This window comes from Brevibacillus migulae (genome assembly GCF_004521915.1).
GTDB classification, from domain to species: domain Bacteria; phylum Bacillota; class Bacilli; order Brevibacillales; family Brevibacillaceae; genus Brevibacillus_F; species Brevibacillus_F migulae.
On the sequence record NZ_SDKD01000011.1, the window covers coordinates 39726 to 61581 of the forward strand.

Genomic DNA, 21856 nt, shown 5'->3' on the forward strand with positions numbered 1-21856 from the left:
ATTATATAACAAATTTTTCTGCTTTGCCCCTTTTGAGGGTTTACCTCATCCCATTTCCGGCTATATATCATTAGAACATCATGAGAGGGGCGGGAATCTTCATGTCCAATATGGCTGTCAATCCACTGGCAGAAAAACGCAGAGAATGTCGGGAGGTTATTTCCTCCATTTTAAATACACCGGATTCGGACGATCAACGCCACATCAAGCAATTGCTTTCAGGATTGAACCAGCTGCTGCGCGTGCGCGTCGTGGTGCCTCCCACATCGGAAATCATGGTGAAGCTGGAAGCGACCAAGCCGAAGCTGTATCATGCGACTCGTCTGGCCATCCCACGAAACAATCCGCTTTACATGCTGTTTCAGTTAAAAGGCGATGTCACTTTGGCCGATGAGCGGCTGTCTACGTTCCTGCGCGAGTGCTCCTGATCCAGCAAGCTACACATCATGAAAGAAGCCGCAGCGTCCCCTATTGTGTACGCTGCGGCTTTTGTGTTGTATTCAGCTATGATTGCGCTCGTAGATGAGCTTCAGTCCTTTTAAGGTCAATTCCGGATCGACCACATCGATGCTTTCCGTCTCATTGGCAATCAGGGAGGAGAGGCCGCCTGTCGCGACGACCTTGGCTTTCACCTGCTGCTCCTGCATCATGCGATTCACGATGCCATCGACCATGCCGATATACCCGTAAAAGATCCCTGCCTGCATCGAGGCGATCGTATTGCGCCCGATGACGCTGGATGGCTTGGCCAGCTCGATCCGCGGCAGCTTGGCTGCGCGGCTGACCAATGCTTCCGCCGAGACGTTGATCCCCGGCGCAATCGCCCCGCCCCAATACTGTCCTTTTTCGTCGATATAGCTGATGGTCGTAGCGGTTCCAAAGTCCACCACAATCGCAGGTGTGCCGTAATAATGGATTGCCGCGACCGCATTCACAATCCGGTCGGCTCCAATCTCGCGGGGAAAATCCGCTTTGATATTCAGCCCGGTCTTGATCCCCGGGCCAATGACCAGCGGTTTTTTCTGAAAATACTTCAGGCACATTCGCTCCAACGGTAAATTCAACGGCGGCACGACCGAGGAGATGATCACGCCGGCAATCCGTGAAAAACTCAGGCCGACGCTGGAAAACAAGCTGTAGAGCAGCATGCCGTATTCGTCCTCGGTCTTGTTGCGATCCGTCGCGACCCGCCAATGATGGGCCAGGTCGTCTCCCTTGTATAATCCAAACACAATATTGCTGTTCCCGATATCGATGACCAATAGCATGCTTGTCTCTCCCTTACCGTTTCCTTTGGTTGAGATCAAGACTGATATCCAGGGCTTTCACCGAGTGCGTCAGAGCACCTACGGAAATCACATCGACACCGGTCTGCGCGATCGCCCCGATGGTCTCAAGCGTCACGCCGCCCGATGCTTCCACGACCGCTCGCCCGCCGATCAGAGCAACGGCTTGCTTCATCAGCTCATTCGGCATGTTGTCCAGCATGATGATGTCGGCAACTGCCTGCAGGGCTTCTTCTACCTGGGCCATTGTTTCCGCCTCGACCTCGATCTTCATCGTATGGGGAATGGCTTTGCGGGCCGCTGCGACCGCTTGTGTGATCCCGCCCGCCCCTTTGATGTGATTATCCTTGATCATGACCGCATCGTAGAGCGCATAGCGATGGTTGTGGCCGCCGCCAACACGCACCGCATACTTTTCCAGCATGCGCAGACCAGGCGTCGTTTTGCGCGTATCAACCACTCTCGCCTTGGTTCCGGCCACCGCTTGCGCATATTCGCTCGTACGGGTCGCGATCCCCGACATCCGCTGCAGCAGATTCAGTGCCAAGCGCTCACCGCTCAGGATCGAACGCACAGAGCCGGATACTTCCGCCACGGCCTGCCCCTTTTCGACGCGAGCCCCTTCTTCTACCACCGTCTTGAATGCGAGTGCTGCATCCACCGTGGCAAACACTTGCGCCGCCACAGGCAAGCCCGCGATGATCCCCGCTTCCTTGGCATACAAGATCCCGACGCCTTGCTCGCTCTCCGGAATCGTGCTCATGGTGGTGACATCGCCGAAGCCGATATCCTCGTGCAGCCATTCTTCGATTTTGCGTTGAAGCTCTCGATTATTCCACATCCGTGCTGTTTCTCTCCTCTCGCACTCCTCGATTGATCGATTGAATAATGTGCTTGCGCCAAATTAAATCATCTTTGTTCGGGAAATCGATGCGGTAATGGCCGCCCCTGCTTTCTTCCCGCAGCAAAGCGGCACGCGTGGTCAATGTCGCCGCTGTCAGCAGATTTAAAAACTCAAACGATTCACGCGTCTGGTGCTGCAGTGTAAAGGTTCGTGTCATCTTTTCCATCTCATCCAGCGCTTTTTGCAGCGTCTTTTCCGTGCGCTTCAAGCCGACATGACGCAGCATCAGCTTCTGCAGCTTCACGCGCAGTGCCTTGGTGCCATTGCCTTTCTCCGTCCTGGTTTCATCTTGGAAAGACAGCGGCGGCAGCTCTCCGACGGGTCGCAGCTCGGCGATTTTGCGCGAGATCCGATTGCCGAAAACCACCGCTTCCGACAAGGAGTTGCTCGCCAGACGATTAGCCCCGTGTACCCCGGTGCAGGACACTTCGCCGCAGGCAAACAGCCGTCTTGTCGAGGTCTCCCCGTGCAGATCGGTCTTCACCCCGCCCATGATGTAGTGACAGGCGGGCGATACCGGAATCCAATCGGTCACCATGTCCAGGCCGTAATGCAAGCATTCTTTATAGATGGTCGGGAAGCGATGCTTGATCAGCTCCTCCGACTCGTGGGTGATATCCAGATACACGTGTGTGGAGTTGGTCGCCTCCATCTCCGACACGATCGCCCGGGCCACGATATCGCGCGGCGCCAGCTCTTTTTGCGGATGGTATTTTTCCATGAAGCGCTCGCCATTGATATTGCGCAGCACCGCACCCTCTCCACGCACGGCCTCTGAGATCAGGAAGCGTGGCGCTCCCGGATAGTACAGTGCTGTCGGGTGAAACTGGATGAACTCCACATCCTTGATATCTGCCCCTGCGCGGTACGCCATCGCAATCCCATCTGCCGTCGCCACATCCGGGTTGGTCGTGTAGCGATATAGCTGCCCGGCACCGCCTGTCGCCAGCACCGTCGCATTTGACTGCAGGAAAAATACGCGTTCCTCCGGATCCAGGACGAGCACTCCGACGCATTCATCCTGATGCGTGACGACATCGATGGCGAAATGGTTTTCCAGCACGCGAATATGGGGATTTTCCAAGACGCGCTCCGATAAGGCCCGGACGATCTCCGCTCCGGTCGCATCTCCTTGGGCATGCAAAATGCGGCGCTGACTGTGCGCGCCTTCCTGGGTTAATTCATAACGTCCTTTTTCATCTCTATCGAATTGGGTTCCATAAGCAATTAATTCTTTAAGCCGGTCCGGTCCCTCATGCACCAGCACCTCGACCGCTTCCGTGGAGCAAAGTCCCGCGCCCGCCACCAGCGTATCCTGGCGATGCAGCGCCGGCGAGTCGGATTTTAAGGTCACGGCAGCAATGCCTCCCTGTGCCCAGCGCGTGTTGCTCTCATCCAGTCCCTTTTTGCTGATCAAGGTCACCTTTGCAAAATGACTGATTTGCAGCGCCGTATACAGTCCGGCGATACCTGCTCCGACTACCACGACATCCGTTTTTTCACGTTCGATCGTTTCCAGGTCAAAATCAATCGTATAACGGGGGATCATCCAAGTCCCTTCTCTCTTCCACTGATGTATCGATTCCAGCCAATTATAGCAAATCCGCACATGGGGAGAAACCATTCCGATCACAGATTCCCCTACGCAAAAACCCCCGTCATCCATCTCGATGATGCCGGGGGTCTCATGCTTGTCTTCTATTCCTTTGCATACAGCTTGTCTTAGGCATGGGAAATGCATTCTTTGCAAGTTCCGTACACTTCGAATTTGTGTCCGGTCACTTGGAAATCGTCCGGCATCACCGACAGCAGATTCATCGGACAAGCCGACAGCGAAGAGGTCTTGCCGCACTCCGTACAAATCAGATGATGATGGTGATGGCCGACCGAGCAGGCCAGGCGAAAACGTCCTTCCCCCTCCAGCTCTGTCTGCTCCAAAATGCCGAGATCGACAAACGTCGAGATGTTGCGGTACACCGTGTCAAAGCTGAGGTTGGGATATTGATCCTTGATTCGCTCCATGATCTCTTTTGCCGACAGATAGCGTTTTTCTTCCGCACAGATCCGGATAATCTCTTCCCGTTTTCCCGTATATTTATAACCCTTTTCCTTCAACATCTGAAGAGCTTCTTCCACCGTCATGCCCGGTTCTCCTCCCTCATGCGCCTGATCCAGGCACCCGTTTTTTTCGATGCCAACACCACCATAAGCACCAGCACCGCCATTAACACAATGGTACCGCCAGATGCCCAATCAAGCAAATAGGCAAAATACAACCCGCTTAATACGGAGATTTCCGCAAAGATCGTCGCATACAAAATCGCTTGGCGAAAGCTTCCGGCAATCTGCAGGCTGGCCGCTACCGGAATCGTAATCATCGCCGAGATCAACAATACCCCGACGATCCGCATCGAGGCGGCAATCGTCAATGCCACCAGCACCATAAACCAGAGATTGATCGTCTTGCGCGCGACCCCGGAGACTCGCGCATGCTCTTCATCAAAGGAAACGGCAAACAGCTCCTTATAGAGGAAGAACACCGTCCCCAGCACGACTGCTCCCACTCCGATCAATGCATAGAGGTCTTCTCGACTGACCGTCACGATTTTCCCAAACAGATAGGAATACAGGTCGGTGTTGAATCCGTCCGCGATGCTCACCAGGACCGTAAACAAGCCCAGACCTGCCGATAAAATAATCGGAATCGCCAAGTCCTGATAGGCTTTATACACCTTACGCAGCCGTTCAATGAAAAGTGAGCCGACTACCGAAAACAGCATGCCGAAAAACAATGGGTTCACCGCGCCGAAAAACGCGATCTTTTTGGACAAAAGCATGCCCGCCGCCACTCCGGACAAGGTCACATGGGACAGACCATCCGCCATCATGGACAAGCGCCTCACGATCAAAAACGTCCCCAGAATCGGGCAAATCAAGCCGATCAAGATCCCGGAAAACAGGGTATACCGCAAAAAATCATACTGCCACCAATCCGCTAGCATCGCTTTACTCCTTCTTTAATGATGGTGCGCCAATACCCGAATGGCGTCCCCATACATCGACTGCAAGATTTTATCCTGATTGTGCGCAAATTCATCGGCGGTGCCGTGGAAATGAAGGCCGCGCTGGAGACAGGCCACCTTGTTCACCCACTGGGTCATGACACCTACATCGTGGCTCACAATCATCATCGTCAATTCGTTTTCTTCCTTCAGAGAGCGCAGCAATCCATAAAATTGCTCGATGGATTCCTGGTCCACCCCCACCGTCGGCTCATCCAGGATCAAGAGCTCCGGATCAGCCACCAGCGCTCGGGCGATGAATACCCGCTGCAGCTGACCGCCGGACAGTTTGCCAATCCGATCATTCAGCTTTTCTCCCAAGCCGACGCGCTTCACCACTTCCGCGACCTTTTCGTAATGCTCGCGTTTCAGACGGCGAAACAACCCGACTTTTCCGACCAGACCGGAGGCGACCACCTCTTTGACCGTTGCCGGAAAGCCCCCGGTGCCATGCGCAGCCTGCTGGGCCACATAACCGATCTTCGTCCAGTCACGGAATTTTTGCACCGGTGTTCCAAAAAGCTCGACCGTGCCTTCCTTCGGCGGGAGAAGTCCCAGAATCAATTTCATCAGCGTCGATTTACCGGACCCATTCGGCCCGACTAGCCCGACGAAATCACCTTTCTCCATGTTGAAATTGATGTGATCCAATATTTTTTTGCCATCTTCATATTGAAAGGAGAGCGACGACAGCCGCACAACCGATTCTTTCATAGCCATCTTCCTTTTAAATCGGATACGTTCTGATTTACTACATTCATCCTACTACGTTTTATGCCCTGATACAAGGAGAAAGAACCGCACAAGGCGGTTCTGACCCTTTCCAGTTATTGCAAAGCGGCACGCAGCGCTTCCAAGTTTTCTCTCATAATGATCAGATAATCCTTGCCTGCCTTGGCTTCTTCCTCCGTCAACCCTTCCAGCGGATTGAGCGTCGCGGTCTTGACCCCTGCTTCACGGGCGATGACTTCCGCTACTTTTGGAGATACCAGCGTTTCGAAAAAGATCACTTGGATTTGATGCTCTTTCACTTCTTCAATCAACGCTTTCATCTCGGACGGGGATGGCTCATCGGACGGATTTACCCCCGCGATACCGATCTGCTCCAGACCGTATTTATGCGCCAGGTAGCTAAAGGCGCTATGAGATACGACAAACTCTTTGCGCGCGGCTTTTTCCACCATCGCTTTGAAGTCTTTATCCAACGCATCCAAGTCTGACGCGAGCTGTTCGTAATTTTTTTCGTAATCGGCTTTATGCGCCTGATCGGCAGCGACCATCGCGTCTTTCACTTTAGCCGCTTGATCTTTCAGCATCGCTGGGTCCAGCCACACATGCGGGTCAAAATCACCGTGTTCGTGCTCATGCTCGTGAGCCGCTTCCCCGGCTGGTTCACTCGCTGCGGATTCGTCGGTGTGTGCCTCTCCTTCATGCGTTTCCCCTGCGGCATGGCCTTCCTCCGGCTTCAACAGCGTAAGCCCTTCCGTCGCATTGACCACCTTCACCTGATTCGGGTCGAAGCCTTCCGCAGCCTTCTCTGCCCAGCTCTCCAGACCCGCACCGTTAAATACAAACAGATCGGCATTGGACAAAGCGACCATTTCCTGCGCGGACGGCTCAAAATCATGCGGTTCAATGCCAGCAGGAACGATGCTCTTCACGTCCGCCCATTGTCCTCCGATGCGACTGGCTACATATTGCAATGGATAAATCGTCGTATATATGGTAAGCTTTCCATCTTCAGCAGATTGATTCCCCGTAGCAGCCGGTGCCGCTCCTCCCGAGCATGCGGTCAGCAGCAAGACGGTGACCAGCGTCATGACAGCCCAGACAAGCTTCTTTCGATGTGTCATTTTCGTTTCCCCTCACTTATTTCATAATCATTCCGATTTACCTTCCTTGGTCATTATATACGGTACTTGCCTAAATGTAAATAGGATTCACTCCGATTTACGAGACAAGTATGTCACTTTTGCGCCAAACTCCCTTTTCATCCTTATGTGGTATAATGGACACGTATGTGCAAAAAGGAGGTAACGAATGAAACCGAAATCGCTAGTGGTCGCCAGTCTGTTTTCGATGGCGCTCATCACCGGATGCTCCTCGAACAGCGCTTCCCCTGCTGCTGAACCTACACACCAACAGCATGAACATACAGCTGTCCAACACGCGGAGAATGGAGATTTGCAAGAGTTGACCGCTTCTATTCAGACTCTGCCAAAATTTTTGTCTTCGCTTGATCCGCGCATCACGCAAGCTTATCAGATCGCCGCGGAGCATCGTGAATTGCTCCAATCGATGCCTTGCTACTGTGGATGCGGAGACAGTGCGGGACACAAGAGCAATTACAACTGCTTCATCAAAGAAGAGCATGAAGATGGCAGCGTCGTCTGGGATGATCACGGCACTCGCTGCGGGACATGCATGGAGATCGCCGTCGTGACAGCCCAATTGAGCCAAGAAGGAAAATCGGCAAAAGAGATTCGCACGATCATCGATGATGCCTTCAAAGAAGGGTATGCTCCACCGACCCCTACACCGATGCCGATGTAACTGTTCATTAAGCCCCATTAATTAAACAGCGGCTACCTGAGACCTGAAAATAATGTCTGAGGCTGGCCGCTGTTTTTTAGTTGATGTTCCCCTTTATCTCGATTCTCTTTAACCCCGAAATCTTACCCGTTTGGCAAGCTTCTTCGCTTATCAAAGTTTTCACTGGATTTTATGATCATTTTATCAATTCCCCATTTTAACAATCGGTCCGAAAGCGTATTCGGCTTTCTTTTGGCATCATTTTCAATCACTTCGATGAAGGCCTTTTTAAAACCTAAGCGAGGATATGCTTCTAAAATTTCTTGAACGCGTTCAGACGGCAAGTCCTCAATATTGAAATGTCCGACATCAAATCCTGCTCCAAAATGGACTAAAGCGATTTCCGGACTTTTTGATTCAGCTTCAACAGCAGTGTGCAACATGATCGCTTCACGAATAATCTCTATCTTTTCATTAGGATAGTTGTTGGTAAGCAGAAATGCTTCAGCAGCATCGGCACCATCCAATTCGAAGGAACATCCTTTATCACATGAATGTGTTAGTCCCAAATCATGCATGATCGCTCCAAGGTAAAACAATTCCAAATCCACCTTCATACGTTCACGCTGACCTAACAACCCACCAAAGTGAAATGTACGACCACAATGATTGAAAAGAAAATCAGGAGATAATTCTTTCACAAGATTGGTTGCTTTTCGACATATTGCCGAATCAGGAATGATTAGCTGATCACTCATATTCATCCTCCTTTATGAAACATGAAAAGAGAGCATCGATTAAACGGCTGGTAAACCTTTCAAATATTCCACGTGCCGGCGAACCTCATTCACACCTAGTGGGCCACCGTGCCCCAAATAAAATGTGTGGTGGCCGGATGAGAGTAAACGCAGAAGCTCTTCGGCTACCTGGTGCGGATCGTCTTCGAATGGCGGGCGGATGGCGTGGTTTTTCCTCATGATGCCGCCAAGCAGAATGCCCGAGGCCAAAAGATCACCCACCATAGCATCTTTCGACTCCAGCTCAACCGATATAGATCCCGAGGTATGCCCAGGCGTATGGGTAACTGTACCGGGTACGCCAAATTGCTGCAAATCGATGGCCTGTTTTCCGGAAACCAATAAATCCGGCGTAAATCCTTCGTAGGGCTGCAGAATGAATCCCGTTTTGTAGAAAAGCCGGGCAAACCGTCCCGTCGGGCAGAACGTCATCTCTTCTTCCCTGCTGTAATGCGTGGCGTCCCCCTCATGGGCGAGTATGGGAGCTCCCGTAAGTTCCCGTAATCTTGCCGCACTGCCGGCATGATCGACATGCGCATGGGTGATGATGATGAGCTTGATATCCTTGAAGGTCAACTTCTCTTTCGCCAGTGCCCTTCCTATTTTCTGCTCGGATCCCGGTACCCCGGCATCGACCAAGACGCAGCCGTCCGGTCCAATCAGCAAATGAGCGTTCACCACGTGCAGCGGAAGAATGGGAATGCGGACAATTTTCACCTTATTCATAAGCGTGTCACCCCTATTTAAAAAATACCGAACGGTTCGGTTTTTTATAGAGTAACAAACATTTCTCGAATATGCCATAGCAATGTTAAAATATATACAATCATATTATCGTGAGTACGGGGGTCTGCTTTCATGCGCAAAGGCGAGAAGACACGCCAGCATATTATCGAGAAATCAGCCGGACTGTTTAATCGAAAAGGGTATGCCGGCTCTTCGATACAAGACATCATACAAGTTACCGGATTGACCAAAGGTGGCGTCTATCGGACGTTTTCCGGGAAAGACGAAATCGCGCTCGAAGCATTCGATTATGCCTCCCGCATCATGATGGAGCATTTTTTGAAGGCAGTCGAAAAGGCGGAGACGGCAATCGAAAAAATCATAGCGGTATGTTCGGTGTACGAAGATCCTGTCAACCATCCACCAATCGAGGGTGGTTGCCCCTTGCTCAACACGGCGGTGGAGGCGGATGACGGATATCTCCCGCTCAGAGAGAAAGCGGTAGCTGCGCATGGTCAATTCACAGCGTTTATTCAAAGCATATTGGATAAGGGAGTCGCCACTGGGGAGCTGTCTTCAGATATCAACACGGAAGCACTCGCGTCATTCGTGGTTTCTTCGTTGGAAGGCGGGGTCATGGCAAGCCGATTAACCCGGGACAACAAGCACGTCGGGTTCGTGATTCAGCAGATTAAGATCGCCCTTTCGGCTTATCAAAAAACAGAAACAGGAGAGGCCTCGTTCTCTTCATGATTCTCGGTGTATTACCTGTAGCATGTTTTATAAGGATACCGCCGATACCTTAGTACCGCAGAAATGAAAAAAGCTATGCCCGTTTCCATCTGGAAAGGACATAGCTTTTTCATGTCATGTGTTTATTAAGCCGGTGCCACAGCCAGCATGCGCTCCAAAGAATCGCGGGCAGCATCCGCCACGTCTTTTGGAACATAAATCTCCGGCTTCATGGTTTCCAGCGCTTCCACACACTTCTTCAGGTTGTTGACCTTCATATTTGGGCATACCAGATACTTGGAAGCGAAGTGGAATGTCTTGTCTGGGCTTTCTTTCTCCAGCATGTAGCGTGTGCCGTCTTCGGTACCGATGATGAATTCCTTGTGGGAAGATTCGCGGCAGTATTTCAAAATACCTGTGGTGGAACCCACATAGTCGGCCAGCTGCACGACTTCCGGACGGCATTCCGGATGCACCACGACCAGCGCATTCGGATGTTCACGCTTCATGTTCATGATATCCTCGACGGACAATTGATCATGGGTATTGCAGTAGCCTTCCCAGATGATCATTTTCTTGTCGGTAAACTGCGATACATAATGTCCGAGGTTTTTGTCCGGCACCCAAATGATCTCATCCGAGTCGATGGATTCGATCACTTGCTTGGCATTGGACGATGTACAGCAGATATATGTTTCCGCTTTCACATCTGCCGTCGTATTAATGTAAGCGACAACCTTCGCATTCGGATGCTGAGCCTTCAGCTTGCGGAGCCCGGCCACGTTGACCATGTCCGCCATGGGACAGCCAGCGCGTTCATCCGGAATGATCACCGTTTTATTGGGATTGAGAATTTTTGCACTTTCCCCCATAAAATGAACGCCGCAGAAAAGAATGACGTCTGCATCCGTTGTTTTTGCTTTTTGTGCCAATCCAAAAGAGTCGCCAATGAAATCGGCTACTTCCTGAATTTCCGGACGTTGATAAAAATGCGCAAGAATAATGGCGTTTCTTTCCTTTTTCAATTGCATGAGCCGTTCACGCAATTCAGCGTTGCGCTGGGCTTTCTTTTCAAGAGCCAAGGCTTCCATGTTCGATCCTCCTACGTAATGGCATCCACCAAGACGGTTTGTGAAAAAAATCTCAATGTATTTCCGTTTTTGTACGGTAATTGTAATCGCAACCCTCTACCTTGTCAATCAACACAGTTTGGCGAAACTGCGCAATTTTTCAAGTGTCGGCCTTGGTCAGGATGTGATCCAAAATAAAGCGGGCGACCCCATCCTGGTCATGGTGTCCTGCAGTATATTTGGCAATCTCTTTAATATGTGCTGGTGCATTCTCCATGGCAATCGGATGTCCGACATGACTCAGGATATCCAAGTCATTGTCCGCATCGCCAAACGCAGCTGCTTCCTCTGCGGAAAAGCTCCATTTTGCCAGGAAGTACTGCAGTCCTTTCCATTTGGAAACGCCTTTGGCCAGGATCTCAATGTTGGTCACACTCGATGAGGTAATGGTCGTAGTCTCTTCCCATTGCGCGAGCTCTGCACGTAACTGTTTCAGCACTTCTTCTTCATGGTGCCAGATAAATAGCTTTACCATCGTAGTTTTCCCTGACGCGATCGATTGTACCAGCTCCTGATAGTCGACTGGCCGGCAGATTTTATAAAAGGACATCCGGCGCAAGGAAACCCCTTCGACCTGAAGATCCTGGTTGATCAGCCCCTCGATGCGCTCGCGATCCTCCTGTACCATCCAGCGAGTGCCAGCAGCATCATGCAGCTCATAATAGACAGGATGCTGACGGATCAGCGGGATCGCGTCCACTAACATCTCGGCCGGCAGCGCCACCATATGTACCAATGTTCCGTCACTTTCATGGATGGTCGCTCCATTGCTGCATACATAACCGTCAAACGGAAACTCGTCAATCGGCAGCTTTGCCGAGGAAAACGTACGTCCTGTTGCCAATACTAATTTACATCCTGACTGCTGCAGCTGTTTACAGGCTTCCTTCGTCACCTCTGCCATCTGTGATTGATGGTTTAACAGCGTGCCATCCATGTCAAATGCCGCCAAGCGAATGTTCGACAAACTCATCTTGCTCCACCCTCCCTATCTGATAAAAACGATCGTCCCGTCAGGTCTGTGGCAGTCTTGTTTGCGAAAAAAAGGAGCACCTGTGGCGCTCCTTATTCTTTCGTTTCGTCTTGTGGTGGTACTTCCCCTTCCGCTTTCGGTTGGATATTCACCACGACTTCTTTATTTGCATCCGGATCATTGGACATTTTACCGGTCTCGATCAATTCTTTGATCTGCTCCGCATCCAATGTTTCCACACGCAAGAGTGTTGTCGCGATGAGATCCAATTGATCACGGTGTGTGGTCAAAAGTTCTTTGCATCGTGCATAGCACTCATTGATGATATTTTGCATTTCCTGGTCGATCTCATAAGCAATCTGCTCCGAGTAGTTGCGCTCATGACCAAAATCACGGCCCAGGAACACCTGTCCTTGGGAACGTCCGAATTGCATCGGACCCAGTTTGCTCATGCCGTATTCGGTAATCATGCTGCGCGCAATCGCGGTAGCGCGTTGGAAGTCATTATGGGCACCAGTGCTGATGTCCCCAAGCACGATTTCCTCGGCTACACGACCACCCAACAACCCTGTGATTTTGTCGAGCAAATCATTCTTCGTTGCAAAGTAGCGGTCCTCTTTCGGCAGCATGACGGTGTAGCCGCCTGCTTGGCCGCGAGGGATGATCGTTACTTTATGAACCATGTCGGCATTTTTCAAATGGTACCCGACAATTGTATGGCCAGCTTCGTGGAAAGCCACGAGGCGTCTTTCATCTTCACTCACGACGCGCGATTTTTTCGCCGGACCTGCAATTACCCGGTCAATCGCCTCATCAATTTCATTGGCGCCAATCTGCTTTTTGTTACGACGAGCGGTCAACAGCGCCGCTTCGTTCAACAGATTCTCAAGATCCGCTCCGGTAAATCCGGTTGTTCCACGGGCGATTACATCAAGCTTCACGTCATCGCTCAGCGGTTTGTTGCGCGCATGTACTTTCAGTACAGCTTCGCGGCCTTTCACATCCGGACGGTCTACCGTGATCTGACGGTCAAAACGGCCTGGACGCAACAGCGCCGGGTCGAGAATGTCAGGACGGTTGGTTGCTGCCACGATAATGATTCCTTCGTTGGCACCGAAGCCATCCATTTCTACGAGCAACTGGTTCAGCGTTTGCTCGCGCTCGTCATGTCCGCCGCCCAAACCTGCGCCGCGTTGACGACCTACAGCATCAATCTCGTCAATGAAGATAATGCACGGTGCATTCTTCTTCGCATTTTCGAACAAATCGCGAACACGGGACGCACCGACCCCGACGAACATCTCCACAAAGTCAGAACCGGAAATGCTGAAGAATGGAACGCCTGCTTCCCCTGCGACTGCACGAGCAAGCAAGGTTTTACCGGTACCTGGAGGCCCTACAAGGAGAACCCCTTTTGGAATGCGTGCACCGACCGCTGCGAATTTGCGCGGATCCTTCAGGAACTCGACGACCTCCACCAGCTCGGCTTTTTCTTCGTCGGCACCTGCCACATCATCGAAGGTTACACGCTTTTTCTCATCATTATAAAGCTTGGCTTTGCTCTTCCCGAAGTTCATCACCCGGCTGCCGCCACCCTGTGCCTGGTTTAACAGGAAGAAAAACAGGATAAAGATGATTACAAACGGAATGATCGAGGTGATAAAGGTCAGCCAGATGTTGTTGCCCTCTGCTTCCTTGTACTCTACCTTTTTCACTTGGTTATCATCGATCTTCTGGTCAAGTGTGCCGATGATGTCGGTACTCGATAGCGGAATGTTGGTCGTAAAGGATTGCTGTTTTCCGGCCGGAACCGTGATCAGTTTCCCTTCAACCCGATATGTACCCCCGGCTGGCCGGAGCATCACTTCCGATATATTGTTGGCTTTCAGTTGAACCCGAAACTCCTGGTAAGAGATTTCGTCCACTTTATCAGTCCCGGAGAGGACAAAATTCACAATCCCAACCGTGACGAGAAAGATAAGTAGATAGAACCCGGTATTACGAAAAAAGCGATTCATTTCTTACCTCCTCTCGCGAAAAAAGACACTTTTCACATTTTATCATAACGCCTTGCTTCTCCACAACATGACCCACTCGAGCCTTATCGACAGAAACGACGTTATTTCGCGTACACTTCCGGCTTCAATACGCCGATGAACGGGAGATTGCGATACTTCTCCGCATAGTCCAATCCGTAACCGACGACAAACTCATCCGGAATGGTAAAGCCGCTGAAATCCGGCGTGATATCCACTTTCCGGCGTTCAGGCTTGTTCAGAAGAGTTACCACTTTCACGGAAGCCGCTTCGCGATGGCGCATCAGCTCCACCAATCTGCTGAGCGTCAGCCCGCTATCCATGATGTCCTCTACAATGAGAACATGGCGATTTTGCACGGATGTATCAAGGTCCTTCAAGATCTTGACCATTCCAGTTGATTCCGTACCTGCGCCATAGCTGGATACAGCCATAAAGTCCATCTCGCAAGGAATGTTCATGTGCCGAACCAGATCGGCCATAAACAGAATCGCTCCGCGCAGCACGCAGATAACCAAGGGATTTTTGTCCTTGTATTCTGCTGTTAGCGTCGTGCCCAATTCCTGCACTTTTGCTGCGATTTCCTCTGCTGATAGCAAAATCTCCTTGATGTCGTTATTCATTTTTAACCTCCTGCCAATCTTCTCCGTACTCTGCTGCTACATACAAAAACCGAGTTGTGTGCTGGTTGACGGCGGCAACAGCTGCCCTGCGCACACCCGGCACCCACATAATTTCTTCGCCTGCCACAAGAAGCGGCATGCGATCCCGATGCACTTTCGGAACTTTGCAATCGATCATCAGTTCCTTCAGTTTTTTGCTTCCCGCTGATCCCAACAAGGTCAGGCGATCCCCTGCTCTCCTGTTACGGACCATCAGTTTACCGGTGAGCTGATCCAGGTCGAATACGGCTGCATTTACTGGCAGCTTGTCGAATTCGGGAGCTGACTGCAGCACATTGGCATGAAACATCGTTCCGCTTTCCCACACCATCGTTGTCCCTGGTACAACAAGGTCGTAACAGTATGGGAAGGACTTCGAGTCTGGTAAACCACGGGTAAAGCTTATTCGCTCATAAACCCGTTGGACGAAGACACCATCGGGAAGATGAAGCTCCGCTGACGGGTGATCTCCTGTAACGACACGTAAAACAGCCTCCACGTGCTGCGAAGACCACTCTGCCCTTGTAGACAGATAACTTAATATTAGAGGAATCATTCTTCTTTGTAAAGCAAGGTCACAACTTTGAAAAGGTTGCACAGCCATACTTATTTTATTCGATTCTTGCTGGACAATTACCTGTTGCAGTGCCTTTTTGCTGGCATCATGCAAATACTTTTCGTCAATCTCCGCCGACTTGGCCAACTGCAGAATGTGCTCGCGGTATCGTACGTTGATCCCTTCGAAAAGCGGAAGCACATCGAGGCGAATCCGGTTGCGCAAATACTTGCGCGAAGCATTGCTGCTGTCCTCCCGAGGCGACAGCCCGGCCTCCCGGCAGTACTCCTCCAGCTCGTGGCGAAATACACCCAGCAAGGGACGTACGACTTCAATCTTCCCTTCCACCAGCCATCTTCTGAGGGGAATGCCTGCAAGACCGTGAATGCCGGTGCCGCGCAGCATCCGAAACAAAACGGTCTCCACCTGATCATCCCCATGATGGGCCAGCACGACTTTGCGCGCGCCCACCTCTTCGGCCACCTGCTGGTACAGCTGATAGCGAACCTCCCGGCTGGCTTCCTGGCTTCCCAGACCACTTTCCTCCATATATAAGGAAACGTTGCGCTTAAAGGAATGACACGGGATGCTCCATTCTGTACAGACAGTCTGCACATACTCCGCATCAGCATCGGACTCTGCACCGCGAAAGCTGTGGTTCACGTGAACAACGTGGATCTTCCATCCGTACTGATATTGTTTATTGAGAGACATCAAGATATGCAGGAGAGCCATGGAGTCCGTTCCGCCTGATACGCCCACGACCAAGCTCTCCCCGGCGGTAAGCAGCCGCTCGTCCTCAATCTGTTTTTGCACGCGTGCCAGCATTTCTCGTCACAATTCCTTTCCACACTGAAAAAATGGAGAGCCCGAGTATCAATCCCGAAGCAATCGCTCCTGCGATCAGGGACGTGCGCGTCGCCAGCGTAATGCCGCCAAGATCATCTCCATTCACAAAGGACAGCATTGCCTTGTATGCGACAGAGCCGGGCACAAGCGGAATAATCCCGGCCACACTGAAGTTTGTGGAAGGGACGCGAAGATACACAGAAAACAGCTGGCTGCTCAGCGAAACACCGGTAGCAGCCAAAAAGGTTGCCACTGTGATAGAAATGCCGTTTCCGATCAGGACATTGTATATGATCCATCCCAGGCTACCCGCGAACCCTCCAGCCAACAAGGCGCGAATCGGGACGTTAAACAACATGCAAAATGCAACGGTTGAAAAGAAACTGAGAATAAGTCCTTGCCACCAGCCCATCGCCATCACCTCGCCAAAAACAGCAGTGTCACGGTCGCGATGGCCACGGATAATGCGGTCAAGAGGGCCTCGACCCCCCGCGATACCCCTGCCATCAAGTCACCTGCCATCAAATCCCGCAATGAGTTGGTTACCGCGATCCCCGGGAACAACGGAATCATGGTCCCGATGATCATCAGATCCAGTTGAAGTCGGGCATTCATCTTGTAGCAAACCAACGCCAATAAGCCCCCAAGAATGGCGGCAAAAAATTCATTAAAAAATTTCACCCGCAGGTACGGTTCGAAATATCCGACACTTGCATTGACGATCATCCCGGCAACACCCGCGATGATAATCTCAATCACGCCTGCTCCGAAAAGCGCAGCAAAGGCTCCGCTGGAAACACTAGCTGCCACATTTTGCAGCCAAGCCGGATAAATCGGCTTTTTTTGATCAATTTCCTGCAATTGCAAATAAGCTTGAGGCAGCGTAATTTTTCCGGATACGTAGTTGCGCGACACTTCATTGACCAGCGTTACCTTATTCAGGTCGATCGTGCGGATCCTCGTTCGAATCATGCGCGTGTAGTCTTTATCCAAGTAGCAGTAGGAAAGGATAATACAGGTAGGGGTCACAAAGCTGTTTACATTCTTCATTCCAGCCGCTTTGGCGATCAAAGCCATCGTGTCTTCCGCCCGGTAAGTCTCTCCCCCATTTTTCAGCATGATTTCACCCGCCAACAGACAGGTTTCCATCACCAATTCATCGGACACCAGCTTTTCACACCCTTTATAACCATAGATGATACAGCGTCCCCGCCAACATCAGCATAGAGGCAACAAAAAGGCCGCCCAGCAGCGCGCTCGCCACGCTTCCACTGCGCCCGCGCTTGGATGGAGGCGTCACATTTCGCTGTCTGATAGCCGCCATTAATTCCTGCTTCATCATCATTGCTTGCGGATACTTTCCATACAGCGCCTTGAGAAGCGGTGCGCGGTATGGGTAAAGATTGTCATTTTCCCGTATTATATCACAGAGGTCCTGGATCGTCCTTTTTTCATGACCGACTTTTTTCCATCGCGCCTCGTTCGTCATCAGGCGAATCATCATCACGCTGACGGAAAACAGATCATACGCAGCTTCGGCACGCCGGTCTCCTGCCTGCCAGCCGCCCCGATCGTATTCCTCGGTAAATTGGCGTACCGCATTGCCCATTTTGGTAACGCCGCCGAAATCGACGAGACGCAGCTGTTTGTTGGCGCTCATCATCATGATATTTTCCGGCTTCAGATCGCCAAACACCCAGCCTTGGCCGTGCAGTGCATGCAAATGAGCGAGCAATTGGACAGCCAGGACCGGCACCCACTCCACGCCAACACGTGCAACATAGCGATCCAGCCTTTCCCCTTCCAGGTACTCCATGCTGTAAAAGGTGCAATTTTGCCCATCGATGGTAAGGTCGTCGACATCGCATAAGAGCGGCCCGATCTGTTGCTTGGGAAGCTGTTGCACGCTTTTGAGCATATTCACTTCCATGAGCAGATCCAGGGGATCAAGCCCGATTTTCACCGCAAGCTTTTTGCCTGCTTGCTCCGCCAAATAAACAGCGCCGTTCGCCCCTTGACCCAAGGGACGAACGACACGATAACGCTTGTGATTCCATTTGCCTGAAAACTCGCCAGGCAGCTTTGGAAAAGCAGGATTAGAATACATGATCCTCTAGGTAACCGTCCATTTCATCATCCCGTTTCCCTGTACGTTCGTGGCGGTAGCGATCCTCCAGGGAAGTTGGCATTGGAACATCCTCGAACAGAGCAATCGCCTCTACGATGGCAGGCCCCGACGGAGTAAGACCGCTCATCGTCAGCCCTTCTGTCAGCTGATGCGCTTTTTCCACCTGTTCGGTCCACGGAATCCGGACATCCAGATGCTGATGTTTCCCAGGAAATGAACAGACGGCCATCTGGCTGCGGCCACTCCGTGAGCGAAGGCTGATGCTGAAATCATGAATTGCCTGTTGAACGGCAGGCAGCTTCGATTTCATGCTGGCTGACGTATCCACGAGCATGACCACATTCATACTGCTGCGTTCACCCAGCTCGTCTACCATCCCCGCTACCTGAATCCGCTTTTCGGGAGTCAATTGCTCCAAAGCGGAATCTCCCAAAATGTCTTTCAATTCTTTATTTACAACTTGATGAATGGTTCGGGTCATCGCTTTTCGCGTCAGCATCTGGACTGTCTGTGCCAATTGCGCGGGGTATACGATGTCACTCAAACCGCCGCCCGCTTCTGCAATCTCCCGAATTTCCCGAATCCCTTGCTCACCAATTTCATTCCGTTCGACGACGCCAATCACATTCACGGTGATGCCTTGCTCTCTGGCCAGCGTGGCGGCAGCTACTGGGCTGATCCCGCTGTTGGAGCAACCGTCCGTTACCAACAATATTTGCCGAAGTGTAGGTTCTTTCATCTCGATAACCTCCCCGTCTTTTACAGACTACCGACTATTGCTAATCGTTTTTCTATCAGTATCGACGGGGGGATGGAAAATCATACCTTACGGGAAGTCGTTGTCTAACTGACGATCCGTGGCCGCTCTACCCGATCCATGCCCTGCACCTGAATGGAGGACCATTGCGGCACAAAGCGATCGATTCTGGCTACCAAGACCGTCATGTCATCGACGATCTGGCCGGAATGCTGGAAGATGACTTTTTCCAACAGACGGTCTGCTACCTCTTGCGGCTCATCCGTGTCGAGCTCAGCGATCATCCGCCTCATCCACATCTGCCGGTTTTCGATATGGCGCGGTGCATCGTAAATCCCGTCTGACATCATTACCAGCAGGTCACCCGGTTTCAGCGTCCGCGTCACCACATCCACTTCGATTTCTTCCAAAATACCGGCGGGCAAATTATTGGCCGTCACGGTGATCACTTCCGAACCCCGCTTGATAAAGCTGGGGGTGGAACCGATCTTTACGAATCGGGTATGAGCTGTCTGCAGATCAATCAGTGCCAGATCTACCGTGGCAAACATCTCATCCGTCGAGCGAAGAGCCAACACAGAATTGATCGTCTTGATCGACAGCTTTTCATCCATGCCCGACTTCAGCAGCTGCTGCAGGATATCCAAGGCGGATTGGCTCTCCAGATAGGCTCGCTCGCCATTGCCCATGCCGTCGCTGATCGCTAATGCCATCTTCCCGTTGCCCAGATCCATCGTCTTGAAGCTGTCTCCGGAAAGGAGCTTGCCATCCTTGGCCGCACCGGCTACGCCGATATCGATCTCATAGGTTCGCGCGGAGCCCAGGCACATTTTGCAGGTGCCATCCTTGAATGCTTCGCAATGCCGCTCTTTGACGACAATGTTTTCACCCAAAATATCGGTAATGAGCGGTGCGACGATCTTGGCGCACTCATCCCGTCCATAGCAGGTCGGCTGGATAATTTCGATATCGACTTTCCCTTCCTCCAGACTGTGTATATCCACGCGCCGCACGGAAAGGCCCAAACCTTCCAGCGCTCTCGTTACTTGCTTTTCCTGAAAACTCAGCTCGATGCCCTCCCGTTGAATTTCCCGGGCAAAGTCGCTCATCACCCGGGAAACCCCGGAGAGCTGATCCGCGACGAGCTTTCGGCTTTCATGAACCTGTTTCTTTAATTGGTTATAGGATTGAAACCGTTCATACTCCTGCTCCATCGTCGTGAGCACCTTATCTGTTTTGACACATTTTCGTTCCCAATCGCGCGGGACAACCATCCCTGCCATTGTCCCGGCTTCCATCATATGTTCCATCATGGCGCGCATCGCTTGATAGGTTGCCTGCGTCTCGCGCTCCCAGCATTGCTCTTTTTTCCAGCAGCGCTCGCAGGTGAACTCGGTTACCCTGCTCAAGAAAATATCGACCTGCTCTTCTTTCGCCGCAGGTTCTGCTGTCTGGGCAAAGCTGCGCGACAGCTGTGTAAATAAATCAGAGAATTGACGGATCTTTCCAGCGGTGACGTCACGTACATGCCGCATGTATTCTTGATGGGATTGCATGTTTTCGGCTGTCCCCGGAATAAATCGGGCAACCTTCTTCCACACCACGGCTGGTGTCAGAATGAAAAGGAGGATCGCCAAGGACGTCTCGATCAAGGAAAGCGGCAGTGTATCCTCCGCTCCCCCATATATCGCGAGAATCGCGGTTCCGAGCAAAAGACCTGCGGAGACGCCAACCTTCCCACCTTCCCGTAGCAATCCGGCGAGCAATCCGGAAAACGCAAGCAGGTTGATCTGCTGGAGAGCGTTTACATTCGCCAGACTGAGAATCAATCCGCTGACGACGCCGACTGCAGCACCGACTGTCCCGCCTCCGGCAAAAGCAAACAGCAGCAATAAATAACGTGAAAGGATATGCTCCATGGAGACACCTTCGACTACCCAACCAACGGTACCTGTCATCAGAGATGCCAGCAGGATCACCAGGGAGACGATTTCTTCATTTTTTAACGGTTCGTATGGTTTGGCCAAATGAATGATCGACAAGGATTGAATGAAAATCAAAGTTAAGACAAAGCCGAGAATGGACTCTACGGCAACCATAACCAGGCTATAGGTAGATATCTGGTTGGTGATCGTATCAAACAGCATGTGGCTGGCAAAAAGAGTGATCAGCACGATTAACGGTGTTCGGGAAAAATCTTTTCGTGGAAAGCGTTCTGTGAACCGGCAGACAATGAGTGACACCGCCATGCTCAGAACCGCTTCCAATCCAACAGGCAAAGAGTGAGAAAAAGCGCCCAATGCCATTGCCAGCGCACTCACCAGCAGATGATCGCGCCGAACATAATACATCACGATGAAGTAAGGAACAACGAACGGAGTCAGTTCCTCAAGGATGAGAGCTCGTCCCAACAAAAACCCCATTAACATCGGAAGCAGCTTATAGCGCTGTCCGATTTCAGCGATTCTCTCCCCCCACGACCCTGTTGCTTGCGTCCACTGCTGACTCATTTTTTGTGTCCACGCTTGTCCCATGTCAGAAACATTTTTATTGATGATCATGTTCGCACCACCCCGTTCTGATTTTCATGTGGTTCTCATTATAAAGAGTGGGCTTTGTAAAATATGTCAAAATAACGATTCCCATTCAAGAAATCGTCCGACAAATTCTATGAAAAACTTTGTAGGATGAAGTGGAGGTTGTGGCCATAGTGGTTGGGGAAGGGA

General features: G+C 51.4%; 22 protein-coding genes. 3 read left to right on the forward strand and 19 right to left on the reverse strand.

The annotated features are described in order from the left end of the window. The first annotated feature begins 101 nt into the window (after nucleotides 1–101). Nucleotides 102–428, forward strand: a complete 327-nt coding sequence (locus EIZ37_RS13940) for a hypothetical protein (protein WP_134685220.1) — start codon at nucleotides 102–104, stop codon at nucleotides 426–428. Nucleotides 429–500: 72 nt separating this feature from the next. Here the strand turns inward: EIZ37_RS13940 and EIZ37_RS13945 are convergent, their stop codons facing one another. From EIZ37_RS13945 to EIZ37_RS13975, 7 genes are all read right to left on the reverse strand, one after another. Beyond that, nucleotides 501–1268 (reverse strand): type III pantothenate kinase, encoded by a 768-nt coding sequence (locus tag EIZ37_RS13945; RefSeq protein WP_134685221.1) that lies wholly within the window; start codon nucleotides 1266–1268, stop codon nucleotides 501–503. 13 nt (nucleotides 1269–1281) lie between these two features. After that, nucleotides 1282–2127: a carboxylating nicotinate-nucleotide diphosphorylase gene (gene nadC, locus EIZ37_RS13950; RefSeq protein ID WP_134685222.1), complete on the reverse strand. Its 846-nt coding sequence runs from the start codon at nucleotides 2125–2127 to the stop codon at nucleotides 1282–1284. Next, a complete protein-coding gene (gene nadB, locus EIZ37_RS13955) occupies nucleotides 2117–3739 on the reverse strand; it encodes an L-aspartate oxidase (RefSeq protein WP_134685223.1) in 1623 nt (540 codons plus the stop codon). The genes nadC and nadB overlap by 11 nt, the downstream gene beginning before the upstream one ends. 173 nt (nucleotides 3740–3912) lie before the next feature. Then, nucleotides 3913–4332, reverse strand: coding sequence for a Fur family transcriptional regulator (locus tag EIZ37_RS13960; RefSeq protein WP_134685224.1), 420 nt, complete (start codon nucleotides 4330–4332; stop codon nucleotides 3913–3915). After that, a complete protein-coding gene (locus EIZ37_RS13965) occupies nucleotides 4329–5192 on the reverse strand; it encodes a metal ABC transporter permease (RefSeq protein WP_134685225.1) in 864 nt (287 codons plus the stop codon). Before EIZ37_RS13965 ends, EIZ37_RS13960 begins: the two co-directional genes overlap by 4 nt. A 15-nt stretch (nucleotides 5193–5207) precedes the next feature. Continuing rightward, nucleotides 5208–5966 (reverse strand): metal ABC transporter ATP-binding protein, encoded by a 759-nt coding sequence (locus EIZ37_RS13970; protein ID WP_134685226.1) that lies wholly within the window; start codon nucleotides 5964–5966, stop codon nucleotides 5208–5210. Nucleotides 5967–6079: 113 nt separating this feature from the next. Further along, nucleotides 6080–7105, reverse strand: coding sequence for a metal ABC transporter substrate-binding protein (locus EIZ37_RS13975; RefSeq protein ID WP_235828028.1), 1026 nt, complete (start codon nucleotides 7103–7105; stop codon nucleotides 6080–6082). A gap of 187 nt (nucleotides 7106–7292) precedes the next feature. On the opposite strand from EIZ37_RS13975, the gene EIZ37_RS13980 reads away from it, so the two are divergent. After that, nucleotides 7293–7805, forward strand: a complete 513-nt coding sequence (locus EIZ37_RS13980) for a PCYCGC motif-containing (lipo)protein (RefSeq protein ID WP_134685227.1) — start codon at nucleotides 7293–7295, stop codon at nucleotides 7803–7805. 122 nt (nucleotides 7806–7927) lie between these two features. Here EIZ37_RS13980 and EIZ37_RS13985 read toward each other — a convergent pair whose 3' ends face one another. Next, nucleotides 7928–8542, reverse strand: a complete 615-nt coding sequence (locus tag EIZ37_RS13985) for an HD domain-containing protein (RefSeq protein ID WP_134685228.1) — start codon at nucleotides 8540–8542, stop codon at nucleotides 7928–7930. Nucleotides 8543–8581: 39 nt separating this feature from the next. After that, nucleotides 8582–9307: an MBL fold metallo-hydrolase gene (locus EIZ37_RS13990; RefSeq protein WP_134685229.1), complete on the reverse strand. Its 726-nt coding sequence runs from the start codon at nucleotides 9305–9307 to the stop codon at nucleotides 8582–8584. 132 nt (nucleotides 9308–9439) lie between these two features. Here EIZ37_RS13990 and EIZ37_RS13995 point away from each other — a divergent pair, with 132 nt between their 5' ends. Then, the gene (locus EIZ37_RS13995) at nucleotides 9440–10060 is read left to right on the forward strand and encodes a TetR/AcrR family transcriptional regulator (protein WP_134685230.1); all 621 of its coding nucleotides are present in this window, start codon (nucleotides 9440–9442) and stop codon (nucleotides 10058–10060) included. Between the two features lie 125 nt (nucleotides 10061–10185). On the opposite strand, the gene nadA is transcribed toward EIZ37_RS13995, so the two are convergent. The 10 genes from nadA to spoIIE form a co-directional block, all read right to left on the reverse strand. After that, nucleotides 10186–11130 (reverse strand): quinolinate synthase NadA, encoded by a 945-nt coding sequence (gene nadA / locus EIZ37_RS14000; protein ID WP_134685231.1) that lies wholly within the window; start codon nucleotides 11128–11130, stop codon nucleotides 10186–10188. 139 nt (nucleotides 11131–11269) lie between these two features. Next, nucleotides 11270–12142, reverse strand: coding sequence for an HAD family hydrolase (locus EIZ37_RS14005; protein WP_134685232.1), 873 nt, complete (start codon nucleotides 12140–12142; stop codon nucleotides 11270–11272). A gap of 92 nt (nucleotides 12143–12234) precedes the next feature. Next, a complete protein-coding gene (gene ftsH / locus EIZ37_RS14010) occupies nucleotides 12235–14160 on the reverse strand; it encodes an ATP-dependent zinc metalloprotease FtsH (RefSeq protein ID WP_134685233.1) in 1926 nt (641 codons plus the stop codon). A 101-nt stretch (nucleotides 14161–14261) separates the two neighbouring features. After that, complete coding sequence (gene hpt / locus EIZ37_RS14015; RefSeq protein ID WP_134685234.1) at nucleotides 14262–14801, reverse strand: hypoxanthine phosphoribosyltransferase; 540 nt, start codon at nucleotides 14799–14801, stop codon at nucleotides 14262–14264. Further along, a complete protein-coding gene (tilS, locus tag EIZ37_RS14020; protein ID WP_134685235.1) occupies nucleotides 14794–16224 on the reverse strand; it encodes a tRNA lysidine(34) synthetase TilS in 1431 nt (476 codons plus the stop codon). Before tilS ends, hpt begins: the two co-directional genes overlap by 8 nt. Continuing rightward, nucleotides 16196–16657 (reverse strand): threonine/serine exporter family protein, encoded by a 462-nt coding sequence (locus tag EIZ37_RS14025; protein WP_134685236.1) that lies wholly within the window; start codon nucleotides 16655–16657, stop codon nucleotides 16196–16198. Before EIZ37_RS14025 ends, tilS begins: the two co-directional genes overlap by 29 nt. 5 nt (nucleotides 16658–16662) lie before the next feature. After that, complete coding sequence (locus tag EIZ37_RS14030; protein ID WP_134685237.1) at nucleotides 16663–17412, reverse strand: threonine/serine exporter family protein; 750 nt, start codon at nucleotides 17410–17412, stop codon at nucleotides 16663–16665. A 16-nt stretch (nucleotides 17413–17428) separates the two neighbouring features. Further along, nucleotides 17429–18352 (reverse strand): serine/threonine protein kinase, encoded by a 924-nt coding sequence (locus EIZ37_RS14035; protein ID WP_134685238.1) that lies wholly within the window; start codon nucleotides 18350–18352, stop codon nucleotides 17429–17431. Next, nucleotides 18342–19112 (reverse strand): VWA domain-containing protein, encoded by a 771-nt coding sequence (locus EIZ37_RS14040; protein ID WP_134685239.1) that lies wholly within the window; start codon nucleotides 19110–19112, stop codon nucleotides 18342–18344. Before EIZ37_RS14040 ends, EIZ37_RS14035 begins: the two co-directional genes overlap by 11 nt. A 104-nt stretch (nucleotides 19113–19216) precedes the next feature. Beyond that, entirely contained in the window at nucleotides 19217–21691 is a 2475-nt protein-coding gene (spoIIE, locus tag EIZ37_RS14045) for a stage II sporulation protein E (protein WP_134685240.1), read from the reverse strand. Between the last annotated feature and the right edge of the window lie 165 nt (nucleotides 21692–21856).